The sequence below is a fragment of the Coleofasciculus sp. C1-SOL-03 genome (assembly GCF_040220555.1).
Classification (GTDB): domain Bacteria; phylum Cyanobacteriota; class Cyanobacteriia; order Cyanobacteriales; family Coleofasciculaceae; genus Coleofasciculus.
Window position 1 is genome coordinate 80,599 of record NZ_JAVJUO010000074.1, and the last position, 24,635, is coordinate 105,233.

The following is a 24,635-nucleotide window of genomic DNA, read 5'->3' on the forward strand; positions in this document are numbered from 1 at the left end:
ATTCGTCATTCTAACCCTTAATTTTACCGAAAATCCTGGGAGGGGCGAGTCGATATAGGTTAATTCTTACACCGCCTACTATGTGCAGCGACTCGCCCCTACAACCCACGATAATGGCGACGATAATGGCAAGATGTGAGGTAAATTCCTTTGAATTAATACCGCTTGGTTTTCTGTACGCCGTAAATCACCCCCGTGGCAATCGACAGTAAAATTAACAACCACAAAATACCACCGGGCATAAAGCTGAGAATGGCTAGACCGCGAAAAATATAAACCACTATCGTCACGGCGACAGAAATCGAAAACATATAAGCATAAATTAGAGTGTCATTCGTCATTTGTCATTCGTCATTTGTCATTTGTTATTCGTCATACTCGCGCAAGCGAGAAGCAAGCTACGTCATTTGTCATTCGTAAAGCTTTTAGAAATAGTGACAGCACTGAATAGAGTTCGATTTATTTCCATCAACCTACTAAATTTACCGTCGAATCGTAAGACCACTAAGGATACCAATACCAATGGAAAAAAGAACGATCGCCCAGACAACAGCCGAGGGAATTTGCTGAATGACACCGAGTCCCGTGAGTAGCAATACAAAGGCGGCGAGTAATAGACCCACACCTAGGGCAATGCCAATAATATACAAAAAGGTTTTTGTGCCTTCATTGGGGGATTGATTCACAATCGAGTTCCTTGAGATTGAGACAACGACAGAATTACGGGACTTATTCTGACATAAAATGGAACAATCCCCCTAAAGTGGGGGATTAACCTGTCCTAAATTCCCTGGCTGTTGAAACCTTAACTCGATTGCGTGGTTAACAATTCTGCGGGTAAGCGCTTGAATGTCAGCCGTTCGTTCTCCACATCGACAAAGACGGTATCGCCGTCACTAAACTCACCCCGCAGCATGGCTTTAGCCAACTGGGTTTCTAATTCTCGCTGAATCGCCCGCTTCAAGGGACGTGCGCCATACACCGGATCATACCCAACTTCGGCTAAGTAATCGATCGCCTCTTCCGATAGCTTCAGCGACATTTGCCGTTCGGCTAACCGGGTTTCCAGTAGCTGGGTTTGTAGGGAGACGATATGGCGTAACTGGTGTTTTTGCAGGGCGTGGAAGATAATTACTTCATCAATCCGGTTCAAGAACTCCGGACGGAAGCTGGTTCGCATCGCATCCATCACCCGTCCCCGCATTTCGTTATAGCGGGTATCATCCCCAGCTAAGTCGAGAATGTACTGTGACCCAATATTACTGGTCATGATAATGACGGTATTCTTGAAGTCTACCGTATGCCCTTGAGCATCGGTGACTCGACCATCATCGAGGATTTGCAGCATGATGTTAAATACATCATTATGCGCTTTCTCGATTTCGTCGAAGAGAATCACCGCATAAGGGCGTCGCCGGATTGATTCGGTTAACTGACCCCCTTCTTCATAGCCAACATATCCCGGAGGCGCACCAATGAGGCGAGAGACGGTGTGTTTTTCCATGTATTCGGACATATCAATCCGCACCAAGGCGTCTTCGGTGTCGAAGAGATAGGCGGCGAGGGCTTTTGCCAATTCGGTTTTCCCCACACCCGTCGGACCCAAGAAAATGAAGCTAGCGGTGGGACGATTGGGGTCAGCTAATCCTGCACGCGATCGCTGAATTGCATCGGCGACGGCGGTAACGGCTTCTTCTTGTCCCACGACTCGTTGATGCAGTTCGTCTTCGAGTTGTAGGAGTTTTTCTTTCTCGGATTCTACCAGTTTGCTGATCGGAATTCCCGTCCATTTGGAGATAATTTCAGCAATATCGGATTCGGTGACTTCTTCGCGCAACAGGGACTTACCACTGGTTTGGGTTGAGTTTAGCTGTTGTTCAAAAGCTTGCAGGGATTGTTGTAACTGGGGGAGTTTCCCATATTTAAGTTCAGCCGCCCGATCCAGATTGTATTCCCGTTCGGCTTGGCTGATTTCTACATTTACCCGGTCAATTTCTTCTTTAATCCCTTGAATCCGATCCAGAACGTCTTTTTCCGATTGCCATTGGGCGTTTAAGGTGCGTTGTTCTTCTTTGAGGTTTGCCAGTTCTTGTTCCAGGCGATCTAAGCGTTCCATGGAGGCTGGATCACTGTCTTTTTGCAGGGACAGTTTCTCCATTTCCAGTTGCAGGATTTTGCGATCGATTTCATCCAATTCTTCCGGCTTGGAGGTAATCTCCATTTTCAGTCGGGCGGCGGATTCATCGACTAAATCAATAGCTTTATCCGGGAGGAAGCGATCGCTAATATACCGGGTGGAGAGGGTGGCGGCGGCGACTAAGGCGCTATCGGAGATTTTAACGCCGTGGTGAACTTCGTAGCGTTCTTTTAACCCTCTGAGGATGGAGATAGTATCGACGACACTGGGTTGATCGACGAAGACTTGTTGGAAACGCCGTTCTAGTGCCGCATCTTTTTCTAAATATTTGCGATACTCATCTAAGGTTGTCGCGCCAATACAGCGTAACTCGCCTCTAGCTAGCATGGGTTTGAGTAAATTCCCCGCATCCATTGATCCTTGTGTCGCCCCTGCACCGACAACGGTATGGATTTCATCAATGAACATGATGATTTGTCCCTTGGAGTCGGTAACTTCTTTGAGAACGGCTTTCAGGCGTTCTTCAAATTCCCCTCGGAACTTCGCCCCGGCGATTAACGCCCCCATATCCAGGGCGATTAATTTGCGATCCTTCAGGGATTGGGGAACATCTCCGGCGACAATCCGTTGTGCCAATCCTTCTGCGATCGCGGTTTTACCCACTCCGGGTTCCCCAATCAGAACTGGGTTATTTTTGGTGCGACGGGAGAGAATTTGTACCGTGCGGCGAATCTCATCATCTCGCCCAATCACGGGGTCTAGTTTACCGTCTCTAGCGGCTTCGGTTAAATCCCGTCCATATTTCTCTAGGGCTTCGTATTTGCCTTCTGGATTTTGATCAGTCACAGTTTGGTTCCCCCGAATCTGGGTAATCGTATTTCTCAGTGTTTGTTCGTCTAGTTTAAATTCCTGAAATAGGCTTTTGCCAAAGCGATCGTCTTTCACATACGCTAACATCAGATGCTCGACGGAGATGTAGTCATCGTTAAATTCTTTGCGGTAGCCGTCAGCGCGATCTAATAAGGTATCCAGGCTACGCCCCATATAAATAGAGGAACTACTCCCAGACACCTTGGGTTGACGCTGGATAAAGGCGTCGGTGGCTTCGCGGATGCGCTGCACTGGGATTTGGGCTTTATTGAGAATACTGATTGCTAGCCCCTCTTGTTCCAGCAACGCTTTCATCAAATGTTCACTTTCAATTTGTTGTTGCTGGGCGGCTTTTACCACATCTGGGGTTTGGGCGAGGGCTTCCCAGGCTTTTTCGGTAAACAGATTGGGATTATTGGGTTGCATAGTCAGTTGTTAACGTAGAGAATTTGTTTAACTGACCTCATTGTAGGAAGCAGATGGGGGTGGCTGGATCGGTGTTCACGGCTTTTTTACGGCGTATTTCAGCACCACGGAGGTATGGCAGAAGGCAGATGGCAGATGGCAGATGGCAGAAGGCAGAGGGGAACAGTAATGTGAACGTCTCGCTTACTTCTGGAGTTTAGACTACGAGTAAGGATATCAGTCTGTGTTGAGTTTATTAATCAGCCTGGGTGCGCTCGCCGTAACCAAGTAATGTGGGAAAGGGAATCAAATCATATCGGCGAGTGTGCCCAGGCTCTTTATTAGAGCTGCCTATATAACTAATGAAGCAAAATCCCTCACGTCTCCCCTATCATGAACTCGTTACCCTGTGGTTAAAAAAGGTAAAATACGACACAAAAAACGGTCGAAAAAAGCATCTTAAACTTTAATTTTTTAGTAATTTTCCTTCTTTCTCAGCATCGGGCTATAGCTAGGTTAATTTTTCGTAGTCTAAACTCCAGCGCGATCGCTATCAAGTTTTGCATATCGGTATCGCTATGCTTGCCGATTTAAACGCTGGACATAATCCTGATGTTCTGCTGTCTGTATTCCCTGCTGCAACACTGCCAAAACTTCAGCTAAATTCCCCTCACGTAACGCATTCACTGCTAGCCATAATCCAGGAAAAACATTAGAGCGAATAATCCCGACTTCATCAGGTTCTAAGGAAACATATCTCCCCTCTTCTAAGCGAAACCAATCAATGCGATTTTCATAACTTTGCCAGACAATATACTCTTGTACACCATTGCGACGATAGGCATTCAGTTTATCATTTAAATCATAAGAAGCACTCGAAGCCGCTACTTCTACAACTAACTCCGGTGCGCCTTGAATATAATCATCCGCAGTAATCCGAGAATTTCCTCCGACTTCCGGTTCAATTCGGAGTAAGGCATCGGGTTGCGGTTCATTATCGGCATCCAAACGGACTGTAGTATTGTCAGCCAGATATGCACCCGGAGTTTCTGACTCGTACACTAACAACCAACCGACGAGTTGAGCATGGGGTTTACCGTGACGGTTAGCGCGAACGGGTGAAGCCACGTAAACCACTCCTTCTATTAATTCGGCTTTTGTCTTGTCTGGTGTTTGCTGATAGCGACGCTCAAATTCGATGCGAGTGAGGCGATCGCCATTTTCTAGGGGAGGGATAGAAACGGTGGGACTGATTGACATCTGGCACGCTTTAACTATAATTGCTAACGGTTACATTTATTTTAGCGTCGATTAGCGTCGAGTGAGAAATTTACAGCGCTTTTGGTAGTTAGTGAGGTACACCGACAGATGCCCGACTTCGTAGGAGTTGTCGGGGCTTGATGAACTACCCCACCCATGTTAATCAGATGGACGAGGTTTCTTACCTCTGCTTCTGTTCCAATGGCAACAGTAACCGGATCAAATAATCATGGACTTGGGTTTGGTAAAATTGCAGATCGCCTCCCCAACTCCGCAAAATCTGTTGACAAATTTTCATATTTAAGCCAGGTAGCGATTTTCTCGGTGAAGCGGTGAGAACCTGCTGACATTCCTCCAAAGAATTGCTTTGAGAAATCAGTAACTCGAGTAACGGATAAGGTGAACTTGAGCGCAGCCTGGGCTTAGTATCCGAACGTAGGGGACAGCACCACAGATGAATCCAACGTCCAGCACGGGATTGTAAACCAATCGTGAGCAATAACTCCAACACAATGCATTCTAGCTTCAGGTAATCCCCATAAATGGTAAACTGACTAACATTGTGCATATTCAGAACCAGTTGACGCTGATGATAAAAGGGTTCCACCTGTCGCAGCGATCGCTTCAACAACGTTGCCAACTTGATCGGGCGTAGCGTCGTCCTGAGTTGCCACTGTTCCTGCTTGAGAATCGGATTCACCCCCGCTAGAACGGCTTCTAACTTATGCAGCAGTTGCTGACGACGCATCTTTTGTAACGCCGAATTGGTCATCTGTTGGCTGGCTTCCGCCAGGGAGTATGTCTGACTGTCCAAGGAGAGTAAGGCATTATTCATCTCCTGCACAGACTGATACAATTTCTCCAAGCATCGGTGTTTGTACCAGTTGAGAGCTTGCAAATTCTCCCGCTCTTGGGTTTGTTGGATCAGGCGATACCGATAGTCACGCAAGTCAGTAAACTGTTGGGTTAAGATTTCCAGTACCGATAACAAACGTTCAGACCACGTTCGTTCCTGGTGATCCGCAATCAGAATCACTCCCGTGGCTGAGGTGGTATCCTGATGTAAGGCAATCACCAAAATTTGACCAATATCGGGACGATTAAACCATTGACGGATCGAGTCCGGCAGATCCTTCACCGCAAAGCAGCGGAAATGGGGGGTAGCTAGAGCCTCATGAATCAGGGGATTTGTTGCCACCGAAATGGTTAAATCGGGAGGGAGAGCAAAACGCGAATCCGTAACCACCACCGTGGATACCGTCGCCCAAGCAATTTGGGGAGTCCAAGTGAATAGCGCCACCAATGGACATTCGAGCAACTTTGCCACATAATTAATCCAAGCCCGTTCAAAGCGCACCGGATCTTTCGGGGCTGAGTGGAGCATGGATAGACCCGACTGCAGGGTTTGGTGCGCCAAAAATGAACGTTTGGCGTTATCTAACTCACCCGATAGCGTTAGTAGCAGGTGGATGAGTTGGGCTACAGTTTTCACGAAATCCCGTTCATTCGAGTTCCACGTTCGAGGACTCTCATGACCAATCAAGAACAGGAAACTCGGTTGTTTAGGGGAATGTTCTGGATAGGATAAAGGCTCGATGAGGAGCGATCGCAGATTCAGTTGCGTGAACGTCTCCCGCCAGGATATAAGAAACCCATCTGCCTCAATATCTTCAATCACCTCCATTTTTTTTCGTCCCCTCAACCACTGCTGATCCTGATCATCCAGGGGGGGTAAGGGTGAGGGACAAGGACGGCGATTCGACGGTTGTCGGCTAAACACAACAGTGAATTGACCCGACGGATCGGGTTGCAGGATTACCAATCGATCCGTATTCAGATGCTGGCAAATCAGCTTTCCCGACTGATTCAGGGCGGCTTCAGGCGTGGGACGACAGGCGATCGCTTGAGCGATCGTTGCCACCATCTGGCTATCCTTGATTCTTACCTGAACTTGGGTGTCTAATTCCTCACCACTCACCACCAGCGCCACTAATTGAGCGGTAGCTAAAATATAGTTCCGTTCTGCCCGTTCCCAAATTCGCGGCTCGTCTTCTTCCACCGACAGAAACCCCAACAATTCCCCTTGAATTTGAATCGGGGCTGCCATTAACGAACGAGTTCGTAGTCGATTGAGGATATGTTCTGTGGTTTGTGTCTTGAGTTGACTTCTACTGCTGCCAATAGTGACTAATTTACCCGCTTTTAACGCCTGATAAAAGTCACTGGCTTCAGCAACAGTAAGACCCGCTTTAGAGTTGCGTAACCCAACAACACTACGGAGAGATTGACGATTACCCACCCGATGCCAGAAATAGCGTTGCTGCGGATGATACCAATAAATATTAGTGCGCGTCGGTGTAATAAACTCTTGAGTCATCGCCACCAATTTATCCAAACGCTGAACCAGCTTGGGCAATTTGATCAGCTCATCGAGGGCTTGAAACAGGGGTTCATCGGGGCGTTTCATTGCCGATTGTTGCCAATTGACCTCTATCTCATGTAGCGCCGCCGCTAATCCACCCAACACCATGGATAAATGGGCGGTGTCCTTGGGTTTGGCAGAGATACCCCATTGATGTGAACCCAACAAGGTGATACCAAAACATTGATCCTTGGCGCGTAAGGGAAACAGCAATGTTCCCTGAATCCCTAGATTGGTAGCAATTCGTCGCCATTCTCCCGCCCGGATTTCTTGCTGAATATCAGGAACGGTGATTGGGCGCTGTTGAATCACGATTTGTTCTAACAGATCACCCGGTTGCAGGTTGTATCGTTGCTTCAAAAAATCGGTCTCAGCCGTGGGAGCAATACCCCCTTTACCAAATAAGCGATGATCCAAGCGATCATAAAGCCCAATCCAGATCAGGTGGTAATCAAACTCGGTTTGCAGGTAATTTAGAGTAGTTTCGATTAACACCTCCGCATTGTCCTCTTCCCGCAATGTCTCCAGCACTCGTCCTAGGGCAAGGAATGGATGATCGTTTTGGGATGGTAGATTTTGCTGACCCATAATTAATTATCAGGGAACAGGGAACGGGGAATGGGGCATGGGGAATGGGGAATGGGGGAGATGGGGGAGCGGTGTAGAGACGTAGCATGCTACGTCTGGGAGCTGGGGGAGCTGGGGAAGCTGGGGAAGATGAGGGATATGGGGAAGTCGTGAGTTAACTCAAAACTCTACCTTACACTTTTCCCTGTTCTCTGTTTCCTAACGAATGACCAATAACGAATGACCAATAACGAATGACAAATGACAAATGACGAATGACGAATGACAAAGGACAAATAACCAATGACTGATATTTACCAATCTGCCATTCGCCCAATTCTATTTTCGCTGGTGAAGGCAGATCCGGAGTGGGCGCACGAACAGACAATGCACTTATTAGGTTGGCTAGACCGTACATACCAATCCTCCTCAACTCCTTGGCTTTCCTCTCAATTGCACCAAGCCTTTTGCCTGAGCGATGTTCGCTTAGAACAAACCCTGTGGGGACTGAAATTCCCCAATCCTCTTGGTTTAGCCGCCGGATTTGATAAAGATGGGGTAGCGGCTCGAATTTGGCGTATCTTTGGGTTTGGCTTTGCTGAACTGGGAACCGTTACCTGTCACGCCCAACCCGGAAACTCCCAACCCCGCTTGTTCCGTTTACTCCAAGATAGAGCGGTTCTCAACCGTATGGGGTTTAATAATCGAGGGGCGAAAGCTTTGGCAGATCGATTATCGGCGATCGCACATCAGCCGTTTGAGCCGATCCCCTTGGGGATCAATCTGGGTAAGTCTAAGGTAACACCCTTAGAAGACGCCGCTACTGACTATTTAACCAGTTTCCGCCTGCTTAAGCCTTGGGGTGATTATTTTGTGGTTAACGTCAGTTCCCCCAATACACCCGGATTGCGATCGCTGCAAGATGCTGAACAACTAGGAATCATTTTGGAGACGTTGCAACAGGAAAATCAAGGGCAAAAGCCGCTTTTAGTCAAAATTGCACCGGATTTGGAGTGGGAAGCGATCGCGGATGTTGTGATGCTAGCTCAAACCTATCAGCTTGCGGGAATTGTGGCGACCAACACAACGATTCGCCGGGATATGCTGAAAACCCCAGTCATCGCCGCCACAGGTAAACCCGTGACAGAAGAAGCTGGCGGAATTAGTGGTGCGCCACTGCGGGAACGTTCAACCGAGGTGATTCGATTTATTCACCAGCAAACCCAAGGGGACTTACCGATTATCGGCGTGGGGGGAATTTTTACCGCCGAAGATGCCTGGGAAAAGCTCACCGCCGGAGCCAGCTTGATTCAAGCGTACACGGGATTAGTCTATGAAGGACCCTGGATGGCGCGGCGAATCATGCAGGGATTGTTAAGAAAGTTGGAACAACAAGGATTGAGTTCGATTACTCAGATCACAAATCAGCTACAAGGCGTTAAAGGGTGAAGCTGATTCCTTACCCAGGTTTTGCCTAGGGCGGATAACACGACATGAATCATCAGGCTATCTCCATCCCCATCTTTTTATCGATACTAGAATGGTATAGAATAGATTAAAATCTGGCGATAGATGTTTGGGATGTGATCCTGTGATGGTCAACAGACTACTGCTAATTTAGTAAGTAAGTATTAGTACTTCTGATACCGATTAACTTTATCTGTTAACGTCAATTGGGCGAACCAATTTGACCAACTTCTAAACGTTAGCGTAAAGAGTGGATTAGCATTCTATTGCTGCGAAAGTGCTTGAGACAAGGGCATTCTAGCTATAGTGGTGGGAAAAAAGATAGGTGGGGGAAAAAAGATAGGTGGGAAAGAAGATACAGCTTAGGTTGGCAGAGCGTTATCTCCCAGCAAGAAACCTAAGCAGAGCCAGATTGCTGAGGACTCTCTTACTTTGGTTAAGGAGTCACTCATTACCAAATTGATGATCAAGTTAGTGAGGTTTTGTATGTGGGAAACTATGTTTATCGGCTTTGCCGTATTCTACCTAGTCATGATACCGATCTTATTCAGCCGATGGATAGATTTCATGCAACACGATGACAGCCTGTCCCCAAATGAAAAATTTTCGTCTTGGGTGATTTTAATCATTGCTACCATCCTGTGGCCCATAGTCGTGCCGATATCTTATCTAGAACTGTTGGACGCCCGAAAAACGTTTAATAATTACTAGAGTTTAAGTTCAGGGCGCTAGATCGCGGTAGAGATTGGATCAAAAATCGAGACAACTCACCGCCTCTGTCAAGACTATAAGCTATTGGTAAACAAGATAGTCGCTAATGTTACGATTTGTCAAGTAACTTGGATGGCAAAGGGTTTATCCCGGTTTTAACGGCGGCGCGGGTTCTCCCTTTGAGGAGATAGAGACTTGACAAAACGACGATTGAATCTAACTGAGTACCATTGGCTAATTGGTTTTTCCTTAGCCGCCCTTCTCCTGGGGAGTATTTCTCTAGGGAATGTACCGCTACGAGACTGGGATGAAAGCACTCGCGCCCTAATTGCTAGAGAGATTTATCGTACCGGGAATTGGCTACATCCAACGCTTGCGGGGGAACCTTATCTGCTCAAACCCCCGTTAATGGATTGGTTAATTGCTATCTCGTATCAATTTTGGGGGATAGGAGAATTCACTACCCGCCTACCGGGAGCATTTTTGTCTGCTTGTAGCGTTCCGTTACTCTATTGGTTGGGACGAGAGGTTTTTGCCCAACGTCTCCCGGCTATATTGGCGGCTAGCGTTTACTTGACGTTACTACCTGTGGTGCGTCATGGGCGTCTGGCGATGCTGGATGGTACGGTAGTGTCGTTTTTCCTGCTATTGCTAGTGTGTCTGCTGAAAGCGCGTCAGGATAGGCGTTGGGCGGTTGGGATTGGGATTAGCCTGGGATTAATTACGTTAACCAAAGGGATTTTGGTGATCCTCCTCGGTGCGATCGCGTTTGGGTTTCTCTTAGCTGATAGACAATGGACGTTGTTGAAACATCCCTATTTGTGGCTAGGGATTCTCTTGGGAATTACACCTGCGATCGCGTGGTATGCGGTTCAGTGGCAGTATTATGGTGAAACCTTTTGGCAGGTGCATTTTCAGGCGCAGGGGTTGAACCGCATCTCGGAGTCTGTGGAGGGAAATCAGGGTGCGCCTTGGTATTATTTGCTGGAATTACTTAAATACAGTTTTCCCTGGCTATTGTTTTGGTTTGGCGGATTGGCGCTAGCTTGGCATCATCGCTACAGGAGTTGGGGCAAACTGGTACTGATTGGTACTGTTGGCTATCTGGGAGCGATTTCCCTAATGGGAACCAAGTTGCCTTGGTACATTATGCCGTTCTATCCCTTTTTTGCCTTAGCTGTTGGTATGTTCTTAGCTCATTTATGGCAAAAAAGCAAGCATTACCCGCAAATTTTAGTCTGGCTTTTGGGGCTAATGGCAGTTGCTGGGGTGGGGGGATCTGTTTATTTTATCTTGGCAGATCCGCAGCCTGTATTAATTATTATGGGCGTGGTTGTGGCGTTAACCATGGGTTTGGCGGCTGGGCAGGTTTACCAGCATAATCGCCAATTTATCCCGATTTTATTGGGTGGAACTTACGTGGCATTGTTATTGTTAATCATGTCTACATCCTGGGTTTGGGAATTAAATGAAGCCTTTGCGGTAAAACCAGTCGCCCAGTTAATTCAGGAACACACGCCCCCAGACACGGTGGTTTATACATCGTTTAGTTATCGGCGTCCCAGTTTAGATTTTTATAGCGATCGCCAAGTGATTCCGACGGATACAACTACATTGAAACAGTTAGCGTCAACGTCGGCGTATTTACTGGTAGATGAGTCAACATTGGCAGTATTACCGATTCGCGATCGCGTCATTCTCGGTAGTAGCGAAGGCTTCACCCTAATTGCAATTCTCGATTGAGTAACTATCCTGCAATCAAGCCACGGCAAAACCTGTATGCTGCCGAATTTTGGGATGGCGAAAACCCAGTACAATATCTTCCTTGGGAACGCCTGCTTCTAGTAAATCGGTAGCAACTCCCTCCTCGGTGTCGTCATATTGAATCCAGATTTTATCACCGATTAAATCAATATGAATCGGTGTAGTATGAAGATACTTGTCATCATTCCAGCCAATATCCAAGACTAAATAGCGTCCTCGCTGATCATCAAATAGAACGTGGGAGTCATAGCTGTCAGGCAGGGAAGCCCGATAGTCGGCGTGTTCCTGTAGTATTTGTTTAATGATATCTCTGTAGTTCAATTGGGTATCCATTGTGCGATCGCTAAATTTGACATTGATGTTGGATGGGAGTGGAGGACGTTTACTCATTGTATCGTATACAGAAAAAGGAGATTTGATTCGCCTGATTAGTGCAAGAGTTGTAACACGAGCTGAACGAGAAGCTTATGAAGAGGGTTAAGTGAAGAGGGTTAAGCCAGATATGGAAGATGATCTGCGATCAGAATACGACTTAAAGAGTCTACGAGTCAGAAAGTTAGGCTCTGGACGGAAAAGTTTTGCCGGGAAAACTGTACGCTTAGAACCTGATGTTGCAGAGATGTTTCCTAATGCTGAGGCAGTCAATGAAGCTCTGCGATTTCTGATTAGGGTTATGCAGGACAATCAAGCCATTGCTCCCGAAATCAAGTCTAGAACTTCGTTAGATCGAACAGACGAAAGTCCTTAATTTGACAGCGCTTTTGGTGGTAAGTGAGGTACATAGATCACCAATTTCTTGGAGGAGTAGGGGATCATAGCGGTGTCTATGACTTTTTGCTGCGCCGTAAAACTTAGCCAAAGTTGAAATATAATAAGATACTTAGGTTAATTACCCTCTCAACTGACGATAAGTAGTCGGACAAAAGAAAACGGTACTGTATTAAGTGCAAGTAAATCGCCCTCAAACCCTTACTGTTCCCTGTTCCCCGTTCCCTGTTCCCTAATCTCAACCGTTAACTTTACTTGTGTCCACCCACTTATTAGGGTTGAGGTCAATCAAGGTTAATTCTAACAAGGTCACGACGGGATCGATGATATGGTGATGATAGTTGTCCGAATAGAGATAACAGGGGGTACACAACAGCATGATGCTGAATTTAGGCAAATCATCGTAGAATCTGTGAGGAGTGCTGTACTGCCTCATCTCTCAACCTGTAGACGAAAGAAAAGCAGGTTGCCAACCCCAAAACGGGATGTATCAATTGAGATACTCAAGAAAGCTGAAAAAGATGCATTGAATGCTCTACAGCATATACCACAGGTTGGTAGCGATAGATTAGATAGAACGCAGCAAAGACTGCAAAGACTCGATAAGCTTTCACCTGAGCGCCGAGAGTTGTATGAGCGCATCCAGAAGCTGCGGGATGAGGTTGGTTCAGTTGACTTCAATATTATAGATACTTTAAGGGAGATGCGTGAATCTACCTGAGCGTTTAGTAATTGACGCAAGCGTGGCGGCTAAATGGTTTCTGAAGGATGCTAGAGAAAGCAATGTTGACCTAGCTAGCGACATCCTTCTAGCGTGTTTAGCTAATGAAGTTGAGTTACATGCTCCTCAAATTCTTCCTTACGAGGTATGTGGTATTTTAGCAAGAGCCTGCGGACAAGTGAAAGGGAATCCACCTCGTCTCGAAAAAACACAAGCCGTAGAGTTTGCCAAAGCCTTTTTCCAGATCCCAATTCAAATATCTGCGGCAATTGAGGATGAGTGCATAGCATCAGTGGGAATGTCTGTAGACTATGCGAAAGGTTCATACGACATGACCTACATCCGATTGGCTGAAACCCTAAATTGTCAATGGTGTACGGCTGACGAACAAATAATTAGGACTGTGCCTAGCAGCTTTCCGTTACACCGTATTCTTTTACTTTCGACGCTTAGATAGAGTGTGAATCACGTTTCTCAAGAGTTTACCATCTACTTTACTCAAAATCGATTATGCCTAGAAAGAATCCATCGACCTCATCCAATCTTCCTCTCCAATAAGACCCTGTTTGCACAATTTTGTTGCCAAACATAAACCTTGCATTAGATAGATGGATATACAATGGAGGAGGAAGTTCTTCTAATCCTTCCTCTCTGCAAATTTTTAGATACTCTTGATTTGCATTTCGGTAAGATTCAGCAAGGATTTGACTGATTTCTTGATTGCCAGTGGCAGATTTAAAGCCTTGAGCGATTCCTTCAAGATATTTATGGTAACTGATGATGTTGCCAGCAATTAGTAATCCATGAATAGTCAGAGTAACTCCCAAGCTAAAATCCTGTTCTTCTGCAAAACGGACAAACGTTTTTAATATTGGATCGATTGAAAGGGGAGTCCCCTCTGTTTCCTCAAACTCTCTATACGGCGATTCAGTCATCTTCTTGCTCAAGTTCAACTACGAAATTAAAGCTTTACAGTTATGCAATCTAACTATAACAACGTTTCGCTAACTGTTCGACAAACCTTGTATGTTCCTCCGAAGCTAAACCTTCCTGTAACACCGACAACACTCTCCCTATATTTCCAGCCAACAAATCACCGACGGCTAACCACAATCGGAGGAAATACTCGACTCCGGATTACATTCCCTTCATCTACAGGCAAAGAAACATACTCACCCTGCTGCAAGTAAACGACTCCTTCAATTAGTTCAGCCTTCTTGAGAGAATGCATCGCGTTATAACGACGCTCAAATTCATAAAGATTTAAGCGATCGCCACTTTCAAGCGCTGGAGGTAAAGACTCTTGCTGAAAGCTCCTTTGAACCATAGATTGCTGTTGTTGCTAGTCTGTGGATATCTCTATCCCTAGATTCTAGCGGCTATTATACTATATTCTCACAACTCAATAGGATTGAGATGGCTACAACTCACGCTTGTTTATGGCATACGGTGACTTCACTTTAAGAAAAGCCAAGGAGGTTGTGCAATGGATCGCCTAGAGTTCTATCGAGAGACAATCGAAAACGTCCTGAAAAAACACGCCGATATCCCTTATAGTTACGGAGAAATAGACGAATATTTGATTGTCGATCGCGATCGCAACCATTTTTTGTTGTTGGATGTAGGCTGGCAACAAAAACGCCGAGTCCATGGCTGCCTTACTCATGTTCAGATTATTGATGGTAAAATTTGGATTCAACGCGATGGTATCGAAGATGGTATTACCGAAGAACTCGTTGCCGCAGGTGTTCCTCCATCGGATATCGTGCTAGGGTTTCAGCCGCCAGAGGTTCGCCCTTATACAGGTTACGCGATCGCTTAACCAAGTTGAATTTGCAGTTTGCTCATTTTTCGCGATCCGCTTTTCAATGGGGTTATACCGACAAAACAGATAAACTATTACATTTGTCCGCTTTTTTTTCTCTACAATGATTGGTATTCTATTTTTCCGTAAGTCCCTTAAATAACGGAAAATCGATCATGATTTATTTGGATTCGGCATTAGTCAGTGAAGCGAAAACTGTAGAAAATTGGGGATGGGTCAAGGGAATCACCACCAATCCGACACTGCTTGCCAAAAGTGATTTACCACCAGAAACAGCCCTAAAACAACTCGCGGCAATTAGCCCAGGAGAACTGTATTATCAACTCATGGCAACCGATTTTCAGGGAATGGTAGCAGAAGGACGAAGAGCGTTTGAGATTATTGGGGAGAAAACAGTGCTGAAAGTTCCGGCTACAGCCGTAGGATTTCAGGTTGTCGCCCATTTGTCCCCAGAGATTCCCTGTTCAGTCACCGCCATTTACAGCGCCGCCCAAGCCGCCGTTGCCCAACAAGCTGGTGCCAAATATGCGATCGCCTACGTGAATCGCGCCACTCGTTTACTCGGGGATGGCTTGGCGTTGGTTAAAGAAATGGCAGCTATCCTCCAAGATAGTCCCACGGAAATTCTAGCCGCCAGTCTCAAATCACCAGAAGAAGCGGCGGGGGCTTTAATCGCTGGGGCGGATCATCTGACGCTTCCGCTAGAGATGTTGAATGCGATGACTACCCACAATTTATCCGAGCAAACCATTGATGAATTTGCCCAAAAAGGGCGGGGATTGTTGTAGTAGGGGAGATGGGGAAGGTGAGGGAGATTGTGTAGGGGCGGGTTTCACTACTATCTTTTTGGTTGCATCCAGATGTAAATAAACCCGCCCCGACCTAACCATTCAATTATCACAAATGACCAATGACCAATGACCAATGACAATCCCCATCCTTAACTTTACGTTTCTCCACCTACTAACAATTCCAATTGAGCCGCCAAACCAAAATGGTCAGAGGGATACAGAGTAGAATCATCAGGCGCTGGTTCAGTCAGAATCAGTTGACAGTCTTGCACACGCAAATATTGATTGAAAAAAATATAATCCCGTGTTCCCCGCTCATGTCTCAACCTACCGTAGCGCTTCCAGTTACTTATGGCGTAGCTTAGCATCCGCCGCCAGCCGCGCCATAGGGGAGTGGGAGCAGTATACTCGGGTTCATGTCCGTGGTGCGCCCCATACGCTGACGTAAATTGAGATTCCATCAGACTAATTTCCGGAGTACCGGGACTCGCGTTGAAATCACCCACCGCCACCACAGGCATTTCTGGCAGAAACTTACCCAACCAATCCAGGAGTAACCGAATCTGTTTTTCTCGTTCGGGAGAGGAACCGGGCGACCAAAAATAATGCCCATTGCATAAAATTAAGGCTTGACCCTCCACTTCCACTTGCACATACTGCGCTTTGCGCCCCTGACCTTGCAAATCCAGTTCCGCCTGCTGTACGAATGGATAACGGCTCAAAATCGCTGCCCCATATTTGGGTTGCGCTTGATTGGGTTTTTGGTACGGTATCAAATAGACGTGGGGCATCTCTAGCTGTTCAGCTAACCAAGCACTGGTATCTTCTGGCAACTTGACCTCCTGTAACCCAATCAGATCCGCCTGTTGTGCCTTGAGTCCGGCTGCCAAAAGGTCTCGTCGCTGTTCCCATCTGTCCATTTCAAACAAAATATTTATGGTGACGATTTTGACCACGGGTGAGTTTACTCCTTTGATTGGTTCCTCTGATCGAGAATAAACCGAACCGAGGAAATCTACCGGATACAAAACAGCTATATCGATAAATAGTTATCAAATATTAAATTTTGATCTAATCGTAGTCCTATTCCAGCAGAGAGGCTGTATGATTGAATCAATCACTGTTTAAACAACGAGCAATATAAATTCGCTAATCCCCGATCAAAACCCTATAAGGTAAAACGTTCCAAACATAAAGGATCAGTTATGAACACAAAACAACGAATTCTGATCATCGGTGGTGTTGCTGGAGGCGCATCCTGTGCGGCGCGAACTCGCCGTCAGTCGGAGTCGGCGGAGATTATCATCTTTGATCGCGGTTCCTTTGTCTCCTTTGCCAATTGCGGCTTACCTTACTACGTGGGAGATGTAATTACCGACGAGAAAAAACTCCTGGTTGCCAATACACAACTGTTCAAACAGCGCTTTAATATTGAGGTGCGGCTGGAGAATGAAGTCCTGGAAATCGACCGAGACGCCAGAGAAATCTCCGTCAAAGACTTGAACTCTGGACAAGTGTACCGAGAACGCTATGACGCCCTCGTCCTGGCACCAGGCGCTTCTCCCTTACGTCCACCCTTACCGGGAATTGACCTACCGGGAATTTTTGCCCTACGCACCATTCCTGATAGCCGTCGGATTCGGGAATGGATTGTTGAACGTCAGGTGCAGCAAGCGGTTATTGTTGGTGGCGGGTTTGTGGGTTTGGAGATGGCGGAGAACTTAGTTAAGCGGGGAATTGCTGTGACCCTACTGGAAATGTTACCGCAAGTCATGCCTCCCCTTGATCCCGAAATGGTGACACCCGTTCACGATCGCTTAACGGCAAATGGGGTACAGTTACGCTTAGGCAATGGGGTAACTGGGTTTGAGCAAACCAGTGAGGGAACATTGATTGTATCGACAAAATCCGGGGAAAAGCATCCAGCCGATTTAGTGATATTAGGCATTGGCGTGCGTCCCGAAACTAAACTAGCGAAGGATGCTGGATTAGATATTGGCGATCGCGGTGGGATTCGAGTCAATGAACAGATGCGAACCACTGATGACCATATATGGGCGGTGGGTGACGCTGTAGAAGTGCGCGACTGGGTAACGGGGGAATGGATTTTAATCCCCTTAGCCGGTCCAGCCAACCGCCAGGGACGAGTGGCGGCGGATGCGATTTGTGGACGGGATACCACGTTTCGCGGCGTACAAGGAACCACCGTTTGTGGTGTCTTTGGCTTAATTGTGGCGGCGACGGGTGCGAGTGAGAAAACCCTGAAGCGGGTGGGGATGGCGTATGAGAAAGTTTATCTGCATCCGGGTCATCATGTGGGCTATTATCCAGGGGCAAAACCGATTGATATGAAGCTACTGTTTTCTCCCCAAGAGGGTCGCATTTTGGGCGCACAAGCCGTTGGGGAAGAAGGGGTAGAAAAACGTATGGATGTGATTGCCATGGCGCTGCAAAATCGGGCAACGGTGTTTGATTTGGAGGAGGCAGAATTGTGTTATGCGCCTCAGTTTGGTGCGGCGAAAGACCCAGTGAATTTAGCAGGAATGGTGGCGGCGAATGTATTGCGCGGTGATGCACCAATTATTCACTGGGATAAGCTGGCGGACGATGAGGCGCTGCTATTGGATGTTCGGGAAATTGGCGAATTTGAGGCGGGTCATGTGGAGGGGGCGTTAAATATTCCTTTGACACAATTGCGCGATCGCGTCCATGAATTGCCCAAAGACCAGAAAATTGCTGTCTATTGCCAAGTCGGTCAACGGGCATATTATGCCACCCGTGCGTTGCGGTTACAGGGGTTTGATGCCCACAATCTTACGGGTGGATTTAAAACCTACAAGGCAGTTCAGTAGGTTATTTGTCATTTGTCATTTGTCATTTGTCATTTGTCATTTGTCATTTGTCATTTGTCATTTGTCATTTGTCATTTGTCATTCGTTGAAGTTAGTACAACACGAATGAGTTGTAGAGACGTTGCATGCAACGTCTCTACCATAAGATGCGTCCTAACCGCTATGGCGATTGCTATAGTACCAAGTTGCCTCTCAAAGCGTTAATATGACACGTCGGAACACAACTTGGTCTTAGGAATCCTTATTTTACCGTTCGGTATTCTTTCTGAAGGATGTTCGCTTGTCAACTTCAGGTATTTCAGGTGTTTCTGGCTTAACCTCAACCTGCGTCACTTCTGTTTCTGCGACGTTTTTTCCCACAGCAGTGACAGGTTTTGCTGCGACTACCGCCGTTGGGTCGGGTTCCACAATAATGCGTTCTTGTTCTGCCACTACCTCACCATCTTGATTGTTTTGATTTGATGGCTTTGCTTTCTCTGCCTTGTCTTGAACGTTATCGGCTGCACCCATCGCCGCATTTTTGGCTTTGTCAGCTTTACTCTGGAGAGAGGGTTTAGCCTTCTCAGCCGCATCTTGCACCTTGTCGGCTGTCTTCACCGCAGCACTTTTGGCTTTGTCGGCTTGACTTTCAATAGCTGGCTTAGCGTTCTCAGCCGCATCTTTTACCTTGTCGGCTGCTTTTTCCGTAGCACTTTTAGCTTGGTTAGCGGCATTTTCAATCGCTGGCTTGGCTTGTTCCGCTGCACCTTGCACTTTATCGGCTGCCTTATCCGCAGCACCTTTGAGTTTATCGGGTGCGTCCTCCGGAGTAGCCTTAGCCGTCAAACCACCAGCTACTGCACCTGTGACAGCACCTACAACTGCGCCTCGTTTGCCAGCCACTTGACTACCAACTACAGCACCAACGGCTGCGCCAGCTACGCCAGCGCCGACTACACCCTTACCTTGATTGTCTTGATTGGACGAAGATTCATCGGGTTGGTTGGCAGTAGGTTCAACAGGTTGATTATTTTTATCCGAAAATTGCTTATTACTATCCATGTAGAGTTGTCCTCCTTTACTGATATTGAATGTTCTTCTGGTGGTTTAAGATTTTCTTGTATCTTTCATCAACTTACCAATCTGCCGTTATCGCTGACGCCAAGCTAAAGGAGGATATGAGGTGATCTTGAATCAGTCGATAGATACATTTCATACCAAATCCGCTTTGAAAACCCTTTTTTGCCATGGCGATTGAAATCGCTGCTACACAAATGTATGCGAAGCCTTCCCGACGGGTAGTCCGCCTGCGCGGACTGGATTATATAGCAGTAGACACATCGATTAGGACAAATGAACTGTTGTAGAGACGTTGCATGCAACGTCTCTACCAAATGATGCGTCCTAAACGCTATGGCGATTGCTATAACCTAATAGAACCCCCAGTTAGCGGTCAAAACAGGGAGAGCCTCAGCGTTTCCAGAGTTTGAGCGGTTGCAGGATGTTGGCAATCCAACGGACGGTTCCGGGTTCAGTTAAAATTCCCTGGGTGGGACTGAATAGAAATGCCAGAATAAAGAAACTAAAGACAACCATGACGATCGCGGGTCCCGATGGCAAATCCAGGTGATAGCTTAAATACATACCCGTGACACCCGCCATTACACCGATTATTGCCCCTAATCCCATCATCTGATGCAATTCTTTGACTAAAAGATAGGCAGTAATGGCAGGACCAACCAGGAGGGAGATAACCAGCAGCACGCCCACGGTTTGCATACTGGCGACAATCGTCAAGGTAATGGCGCAGACAAAGCCAAAATACATCGTGGTGACGGGTAAACCACTGGCTTGAGCGCCGAGGGGGTCAAAGGTGTAAAAAAGGAGTTCTTTGTAAAACAGTTTGGTTAACAGTAAAACGATGACGGTAATGATTAGCGTATGCCAGACATCGCTGGTTCTGACGCCTAAAATATCACCAAATAGAATAGAACTAAGGTCAAATTGGTTCGTTTCTAAGAGAGTAATTAGGATGACTCCCAAGCCCAGAAAGCTGGTTAAGGTTAACGCCATCGCTGCATCTACTTTCACTCGCGATCGCTGATGAATCCCAGCCACCACTAAAGCACTCAATGTCCCGGCTACAAACGCCCCCAGAGACAGAAATTGTTCCCCCACAAAAAAGGCAATGGATAGTCCCGGTAAAACAGCATGGGCAATCACATGAGCGATCATGATCATCTGTTGCACAATCAAATAACTCCCCACAACCGCCCCTAAAATTCCCAGCAGCACCGCAATGGCTATGGCGTCACGCATATATCCCCACTGCAGCGGTTCAATTAACCAATCCCACATCCTATCCACCTCACTTATTCTTAATTTATTATTTACTATTAATATTTCATTAAAATCTGTATTATGCTACCTTTATTCTTCCGAATGTTGATGTTTAATGATTGCTATGATTTGCAACTTAAGTTATCGGTCACAAGCCAGGGCGGGTTTTGTTTTTCAGTTATCAGTCATACGCAAGCTTTAATGGCTCGCCCCTACAGTAGCTAAACCCACTCCTACTGCTTTGAGATTAGGCAACAACCAGGCTCATGAGTTTACCATAAGCTTTTTTGAGATTTTCAGTTGTCAATACTTCTGACTTTGACCCCACAGCAATTAACTCCTTGTTTAATAGTAACACTTGGTTATATTGCTCTAAGGTTTCCCCCAAATCGTGACTAATCACCAATACCATTTTATTTTGAAACTTTAAGTCTTGAAAAATTTCAAAAATAATCTCTTCTGTCTTTTGATCAATCCCAGCAAACGGCTCATCAAAAAAAAACAACTCTGCCTGTTGTGCCAGCGCCCTAGCTAAAAATACTCGTTGTTGTTGTCCACCAGAAAGTTCACCAATTTGACGATGGCGATACTCAAATAAGCCCACCCGTTCTAATGCATCCTGAACAATCTCCTGGGATTGACGAGACGGATGTTTAAACCAACCCGTGTGGATAGTGCGCCCCATCATCACGACATTCCAGACTGTAACCGGATAATTCCAGTCAATTTGGGTGCGCTGCGGTACATAGGCGACTCGTTTGCGCTGACTTTTCAGGGGTTTGTCGTGAAATGTAGCGACCCCTTTAGTGAGCGGAATCAGTCCCAGAATCGCCTTAATAATCGTACTTTTCCCAGCACCGTTGGGTCCCAATAGCACCGTTAACTGTCCCGGTTGGATGGAAAACGAAACACCGGAGATTGCCCAGGTATTTCGGTAGTTGACCGCCAAATCATGAACTTCGAGCATTACAACTTGTCTGTGAGAATGACTACCATTAACAAATTCTGCTTTCAGCTTATCGGATAATGATTCCCCTGATGTCACACCAATTGGGTAGGGATAGGGACGCAGGGGGAGCAATGTAGAGACGTGCCATGGCACGTCTGGGTGCTGGGGGAGAGGAAAATACATGAGAACTCCCTGGGAGTCGTATTGGGGACGAAACCGTCGCCATTTGGGTCAACTCCAATCTTAGAATGATTATCATTATAATAATCTCTCGGTTAAAGGAGCTTGACTATGCTAAAGTATCTATCGAGCCAAACCCTGAACGGTTGGAAGAGTACAGTTCTGGTATTCGCGATCGCACTGACAGGGTGTGTTCAAACCAACCAGACAACGGTTTCACCAACAGAGGATGGGACATCAGGTGAGAAACCCAGTGTCGTGGTATCTCATCGCGTTCTTTGCAATTTAACTGAAGAAATTGCCCAAGACACCATTCAACTCAACTGTTTATTAGACCCGAACCAAGATCCTCACACCTACCGATCAACCCCATCGGATCGCAAAGCCGTTGAAACCGCACAACTGATCCTTTATGGTGGCTATGAGGGGGAACCCGGTGTTGAGGGATTAATTGAAGCCAGCAATACCTCAGCCCCTATCGTTGCTGTATTTGAGGAAGCTGTCCCCAATCCCCTAGAGGGAGAAGCACATCACCATGATCATCATGGAGATCACCATGATCACGGGGAAAAGGAACAAGGTGAACACTCAGATCATGAACAAAACCATGCCGCCGATAAGGGGGAAAACGTTCCCGATCCCCATGTTTGGCACGATGTCCAAAACAGCATAGCGATGGTCGATGTGATTCGCAACCAACTGACAGAGATTAATCCCGATCAGGCTGACCTTTATGCAGAAAATGCTCAACAGTTAACCAGCCAACTCGACCAGTTAGATACCTGGGTGAACGCCCAAGTGGAAACAATTCCCCCAGGAAAACGTAAAATTATCACCACTCATGACGCCTTGGCTTATTATGTCAACGCTTATGGATTTGAAGCGGCGGAATCGTTACAAGGACTCAGTACCGAAGAAACCCCCTCAGCCGCACGGGTAAAGGAATTGGTAGGAACCATTGAACAAGCCAAGGTTCCCACGATTTTTGTGGAAACCACAACCAATTCCACCGCTATTGAGACTGTAGCTAGGGAAGCGAATGTCAAGGTTTGGGAACAAAAACTGTTTGTTGGTAGTCTAGGTGCCCAAAATAGTGACACAGGAACTTATATCGGAATGATCACCCATAATACCTGTGCGATCGTGGAAGGTTTGGGCGGAACCTGTACTCCTTCAAACTAATGACAGGTGATAATCAGCCTGAAGAGGAATGGTACTGAAAATTGGCATTTTTGGCTCGCCGAAACCCTTGATGTACCGTAGGGTGGGCATTGCCCACCAGCCTTAAGTCAGTGCCATTCGCCTTAAGAGGAATGATACAGCGTCGGTTTGATTAAGGCAGGTACGATGCGATCGCTCGCCAGTTTACCACCGTACAGGTTCCGTGCCACGGGTCCTATCTGTAGGGCGGCTAAACCTCCCATCACAAATAACTCACACCCCGACCAACGCAGATGCTCATCTAAAACGGGCAATCCCTTGACAAGAGGGACAGGATATGCATCAATAACATCCTGAAGTAACGGGTCAACGGTGGCATTAAAGCCAGTTCCAGTGGCATACCAAATACGTTGACATTCATAGACTTGACCATCATCACAGTCAACCTGCCACTGGTTATCCTGCCACCGAGCCTCAACCACCTGACATTCTGGATAAAACCTCAGCTTACCTTGCCGCTCCAGGCGGCGTAACTGAAACATCATCTTTGGCGTCATTGATCCCCCATTTCGCGCCCCCTGAATCATCTCCCACCGCCTCTGCCAATCCGGTTCAGCCCAAAAGTCCTTGAGATACTTGGGTCCCAACCAACCCGGTTCAGCATCAAACCATTTTTCCTGGAGTCGGCGCCGTGACATTAACATCACCTTCGCTCCCCGTGCTGCTGCACCTACGGCTAAATGTCCACTCGTCAACCCACCCCCAATAATCAACACCTGCTCACCGACTATCTGCACGTTGCGTAAATCGACGCTTTGAGCATGGCATAGTCTGTCCTTTGGATAAGCCGATGCCATCTTATCTACCCAATCCGGTACAATCTTTCTCCCCGCACCCGTAGCCAGAACCACCCGACGAGCGATGACTGATTGCCCATTGGACAACTCCAGGCGAAATCGAGGGCGTTTGAAAACCGTGGTTGGCTCAATGCTACTCACAGCAGCCTGAACCAGCTTATCCGGCAAGCCCCACTGATGGATAACATTCTGACAAAACTCCTCAAATAGCTGCGTTCCCGGAAGATCATAAGGGGGAAAAAATTCCGACTCCCGGTTTTCGGCAAAAGAGCGCAGCGCATAGGGGTTGGGGTGGGGATGGTGTACCGCAGGGGATCTCAGATGAGGGATGTCTAGGGCGGCAAATTGATGGAACCACCGATTCATCCATCTGCCACTGGCGTCAAACACCCAAAACCTATCCCCCATTGTCTTACGCTTTTGCAGCAGGTGAGTGACTAGGGTTAGAGCCTGGGGACCTGCGCCAACAATAGCAATGTCAATGTTCGCGGGTAAGGATGCCGAATGGTTTGTCATGAAAAATCAGACCCGGGATTTACAATAACGATAATCGTTCTTATGATAATGATTATCATAATTGTGATGCCGAGTCACCGATAGGTGATCGGG

General features: G+C 46.9%; 22 protein-coding genes and 1 pseudogene. 10 read left to right on the top strand and 13 right to left on the bottom strand.

Annotation, left to right across the window (positions count from 1 at the left end):
• Positions 1-155: 155 nt before the first annotated feature.
• The 5 genes from RIE73_RS12690 to RIE73_RS12710 all read right to left on the bottom strand — a co-directional run bounded on the left by RIE73_RS12690 (position 156) and on the right by RIE73_RS12710 (position 7,682).
• Positions 156-341 carry a hypothetical protein gene (locus RIE73_RS12690; protein ID WP_446401513.1) on the bottom strand — a complete coding sequence of 62 codons (186 nt, stop codon included), beginning with the start codon at positions 339-341 and terminating at the stop codon, positions 156-158.
• 141 nt (positions 342-482) lie between these two features.
• The gene (locus RIE73_RS12695) at positions 483-686 is read right to left on the bottom strand and encodes a hypothetical protein (RefSeq protein ID WP_446390328.1); all 204 of its coding nucleotides are present in this window, start codon (positions 684-686) and stop codon (positions 483-485) included.
• A 119-nt stretch (positions 687-805) separates the two neighbouring features.
• Positions 806-3,433, bottom strand: coding sequence for an ATP-dependent chaperone ClpB (clpB, locus tag RIE73_RS12700; RefSeq protein WP_446401514.1), 2,628 nt, complete (start codon positions 3,431-3,433; stop codon positions 806-808).
• A gap of 555 nt (positions 3,434-3,988) precedes the next feature.
• On the bottom strand, positions 3,989-4,672 hold the full coding sequence (locus tag RIE73_RS12705; protein WP_446401515.1) for a Uma2 family endonuclease: 684 nt from the start codon (positions 4,670-4,672) through the stop codon (positions 3,989-3,991).
• Between the two features lie 181 nt (positions 4,673-4,853).
• Positions 4,854-7,682 carry a GAF domain-containing protein gene (locus tag RIE73_RS12710; protein WP_446401516.1) on the bottom strand — a complete coding sequence of 943 codons (2,829 nt, stop codon included), beginning with the start codon at positions 7,680-7,682 and terminating at the stop codon, positions 4,854-4,856.
• A gap of 282 nt (positions 7,683-7,964) precedes the next feature.
• Between RIE73_RS12710 and RIE73_RS12715 the strand changes: the two genes are divergently transcribed.
• A complete protein-coding gene (locus tag RIE73_RS12715) occupies positions 7,965-9,110 on the top strand; it encodes a quinone-dependent dihydroorotate dehydrogenase (protein ID WP_446401517.1) in 1,146 nt (381 codons plus the stop codon).
• 924 nt (positions 9,111-10,034) lie between these two features.
• Positions 10,035-11,582 (top strand): ArnT family glycosyltransferase, encoded by a 1,548-nt coding sequence (locus RIE73_RS12720; RefSeq protein WP_446401518.1) that lies wholly within the window; start codon positions 10,035-10,037, stop codon positions 11,580-11,582.
• 15 nt (positions 11,583-11,597) lie between these two features.
• Here the strand turns inward: RIE73_RS12720 and RIE73_RS12725 are convergent, their stop codons facing one another.
• Positions 11,598-11,936 carry an element excision factor XisI family protein gene (locus RIE73_RS12725; protein ID WP_446401519.1) on the bottom strand — a complete coding sequence of 113 codons (339 nt, stop codon included), beginning with the start codon at positions 11,934-11,936 and terminating at the stop codon, positions 11,598-11,600.
• A 43-nt stretch (positions 11,937-11,979) separates the two neighbouring features.
• Between RIE73_RS12725 and RIE73_RS12730 the strand changes: the two are divergent.
• From RIE73_RS12730 to RIE73_RS12745, 4 genes and pseudogenes are all read left to right on the top strand, one after another.
• Positions 11,980-12,084, top strand: a pseudogene (locus RIE73_RS12730) (BrnT family toxin); the annotation flags it as partial.
• Complete coding sequence (locus RIE73_RS12735) at positions 12,085-12,351, top strand: hypothetical protein (protein ID WP_446401520.1); 267 nt, start codon at positions 12,085-12,087, stop codon at positions 12,349-12,351.
• A 354-nt stretch (positions 12,352-12,705) separates the two neighbouring features.
• Positions 12,706-13,092 carry a hypothetical protein gene (locus RIE73_RS12740; protein WP_446401521.1) on the top strand — a complete coding sequence of 129 codons (387 nt, stop codon included), beginning with the start codon at positions 12,706-12,708 and terminating at the stop codon, positions 13,090-13,092.
• Positions 13,079-13,549: a type II toxin-antitoxin system VapC family toxin gene (locus RIE73_RS12745; protein WP_446401522.1), complete on the top strand. Its 471-nt coding sequence runs from the start codon at positions 13,079-13,081 to the stop codon at positions 13,547-13,549. The genes RIE73_RS12740 and RIE73_RS12745 overlap by 14 nt, the downstream gene beginning before the upstream one ends.
• A 37-nt stretch (positions 13,550-13,586) precedes the next feature.
• Here the strand turns inward: RIE73_RS12745 and gvpU are convergent, their stop codons facing one another.
• The gene (gvpU, locus tag RIE73_RS12750; protein WP_446401523.1) at positions 13,587-14,027 is read right to left on the bottom strand and encodes a gas vesicle accessory protein GvpU; all 441 of its coding nucleotides are present in this window, start codon (positions 14,025-14,027) and stop codon (positions 13,587-13,589) included.
• A gap of 158 nt (positions 14,028-14,185) precedes the next feature.
• Positions 14,186-14,419 carry a hypothetical protein gene (locus RIE73_RS12755; RefSeq protein WP_446401524.1) on the bottom strand — a complete coding sequence of 78 codons (234 nt, stop codon included), beginning with the start codon at positions 14,417-14,419 and terminating at the stop codon, positions 14,186-14,188.
• 159 nt (positions 14,420-14,578) lie between these two features.
• On the opposite strand from RIE73_RS12755, the gene RIE73_RS12760 reads away from it, so the two are divergent.
• Both RIE73_RS12760 and RIE73_RS12765 read left to right on the top strand, forming a co-directional pair.
• On the top strand, positions 14,579-14,914 hold the full coding sequence (locus tag RIE73_RS12760) for an element excision factor XisI family protein (RefSeq protein WP_446401525.1): 336 nt from the start codon (positions 14,579-14,581) through the stop codon (positions 14,912-14,914).
• A gap of 158 nt (positions 14,915-15,072) precedes the next feature.
• Positions 15,073-15,705 carry a transaldolase family protein gene (locus RIE73_RS12765; protein ID WP_446401526.1) on the top strand — a complete coding sequence of 211 codons (633 nt, stop codon included), beginning with the start codon at positions 15,073-15,075 and terminating at the stop codon, positions 15,703-15,705.
• Positions 15,706-15,863: 158 nt separating this feature from the next.
• Here RIE73_RS12765 and RIE73_RS12770 read toward each other — a convergent pair whose 3' ends face one another.
• Positions 15,864-16,664 (bottom strand): endonuclease/exonuclease/phosphatase family protein, encoded by an 801-nt coding sequence (locus tag RIE73_RS12770; protein ID WP_446401527.1) that lies wholly within the window; start codon positions 16,662-16,664, stop codon positions 15,864-15,866.
• A gap of 249 nt (positions 16,665-16,913) precedes the next feature.
• Here RIE73_RS12770 and RIE73_RS12775 point away from each other — a divergent pair, with 249 nt between their 5' ends.
• Positions 16,914-18,560: an FAD-dependent oxidoreductase gene (locus RIE73_RS12775; RefSeq protein ID WP_446401528.1), complete on the top strand. Its 1,647-nt coding sequence runs from the start codon at positions 16,914-16,916 to the stop codon at positions 18,558-18,560.
• A gap of 246 nt (positions 18,561-18,806) precedes the next feature.
• On the opposite strand, the gene RIE73_RS12780 is transcribed toward RIE73_RS12775, so the two are convergent.
• From RIE73_RS12780 to RIE73_RS12790, 3 genes are all read right to left on the bottom strand, one after another.
• Positions 18,807-19,601 carry a hypothetical protein gene (locus tag RIE73_RS12780; RefSeq protein WP_446401529.1) on the bottom strand — a complete coding sequence of 265 codons (795 nt, stop codon included), beginning with the start codon at positions 19,599-19,601 and terminating at the stop codon, positions 18,807-18,809.
• Positions 19,602-20,009: 408 nt separating this feature from the next.
• Positions 20,010-20,897 (bottom strand): metal ABC transporter permease, encoded by an 888-nt coding sequence (locus RIE73_RS12785; protein ID WP_446401530.1) that lies wholly within the window; start codon positions 20,895-20,897, stop codon positions 20,010-20,012.
• Positions 20,898-21,126: 229 nt separating this feature from the next.
• Positions 21,127-21,846, bottom strand: a complete 720-nt coding sequence (locus RIE73_RS12790; RefSeq protein ID WP_446401555.1) for a metal ABC transporter ATP-binding protein — start codon at positions 21,844-21,846, stop codon at positions 21,127-21,129.
• Positions 21,847-22,119: 273 nt separating this feature from the next.
• On the opposite strand from RIE73_RS12790, the gene RIE73_RS12795 reads away from it, so the two are divergent.
• A complete protein-coding gene (locus RIE73_RS12795) occupies positions 22,120-23,190 on the top strand; it encodes a metal ABC transporter solute-binding protein, Zn/Mn family (protein WP_446401531.1) in 1,071 nt (356 codons plus the stop codon).
• 122 nt (positions 23,191-23,312) lie between these two features.
• Here the strand turns inward: RIE73_RS12795 and RIE73_RS12800 are convergent, their stop codons facing one another.
• Entirely contained in the window at positions 23,313-24,542 is a 1,230-nt protein-coding gene (locus RIE73_RS12800; RefSeq protein ID WP_446401532.1) for an FAD-dependent oxidoreductase, read from the bottom strand.
• Positions 24,543-24,635 lie beyond the last annotated feature (93 nt).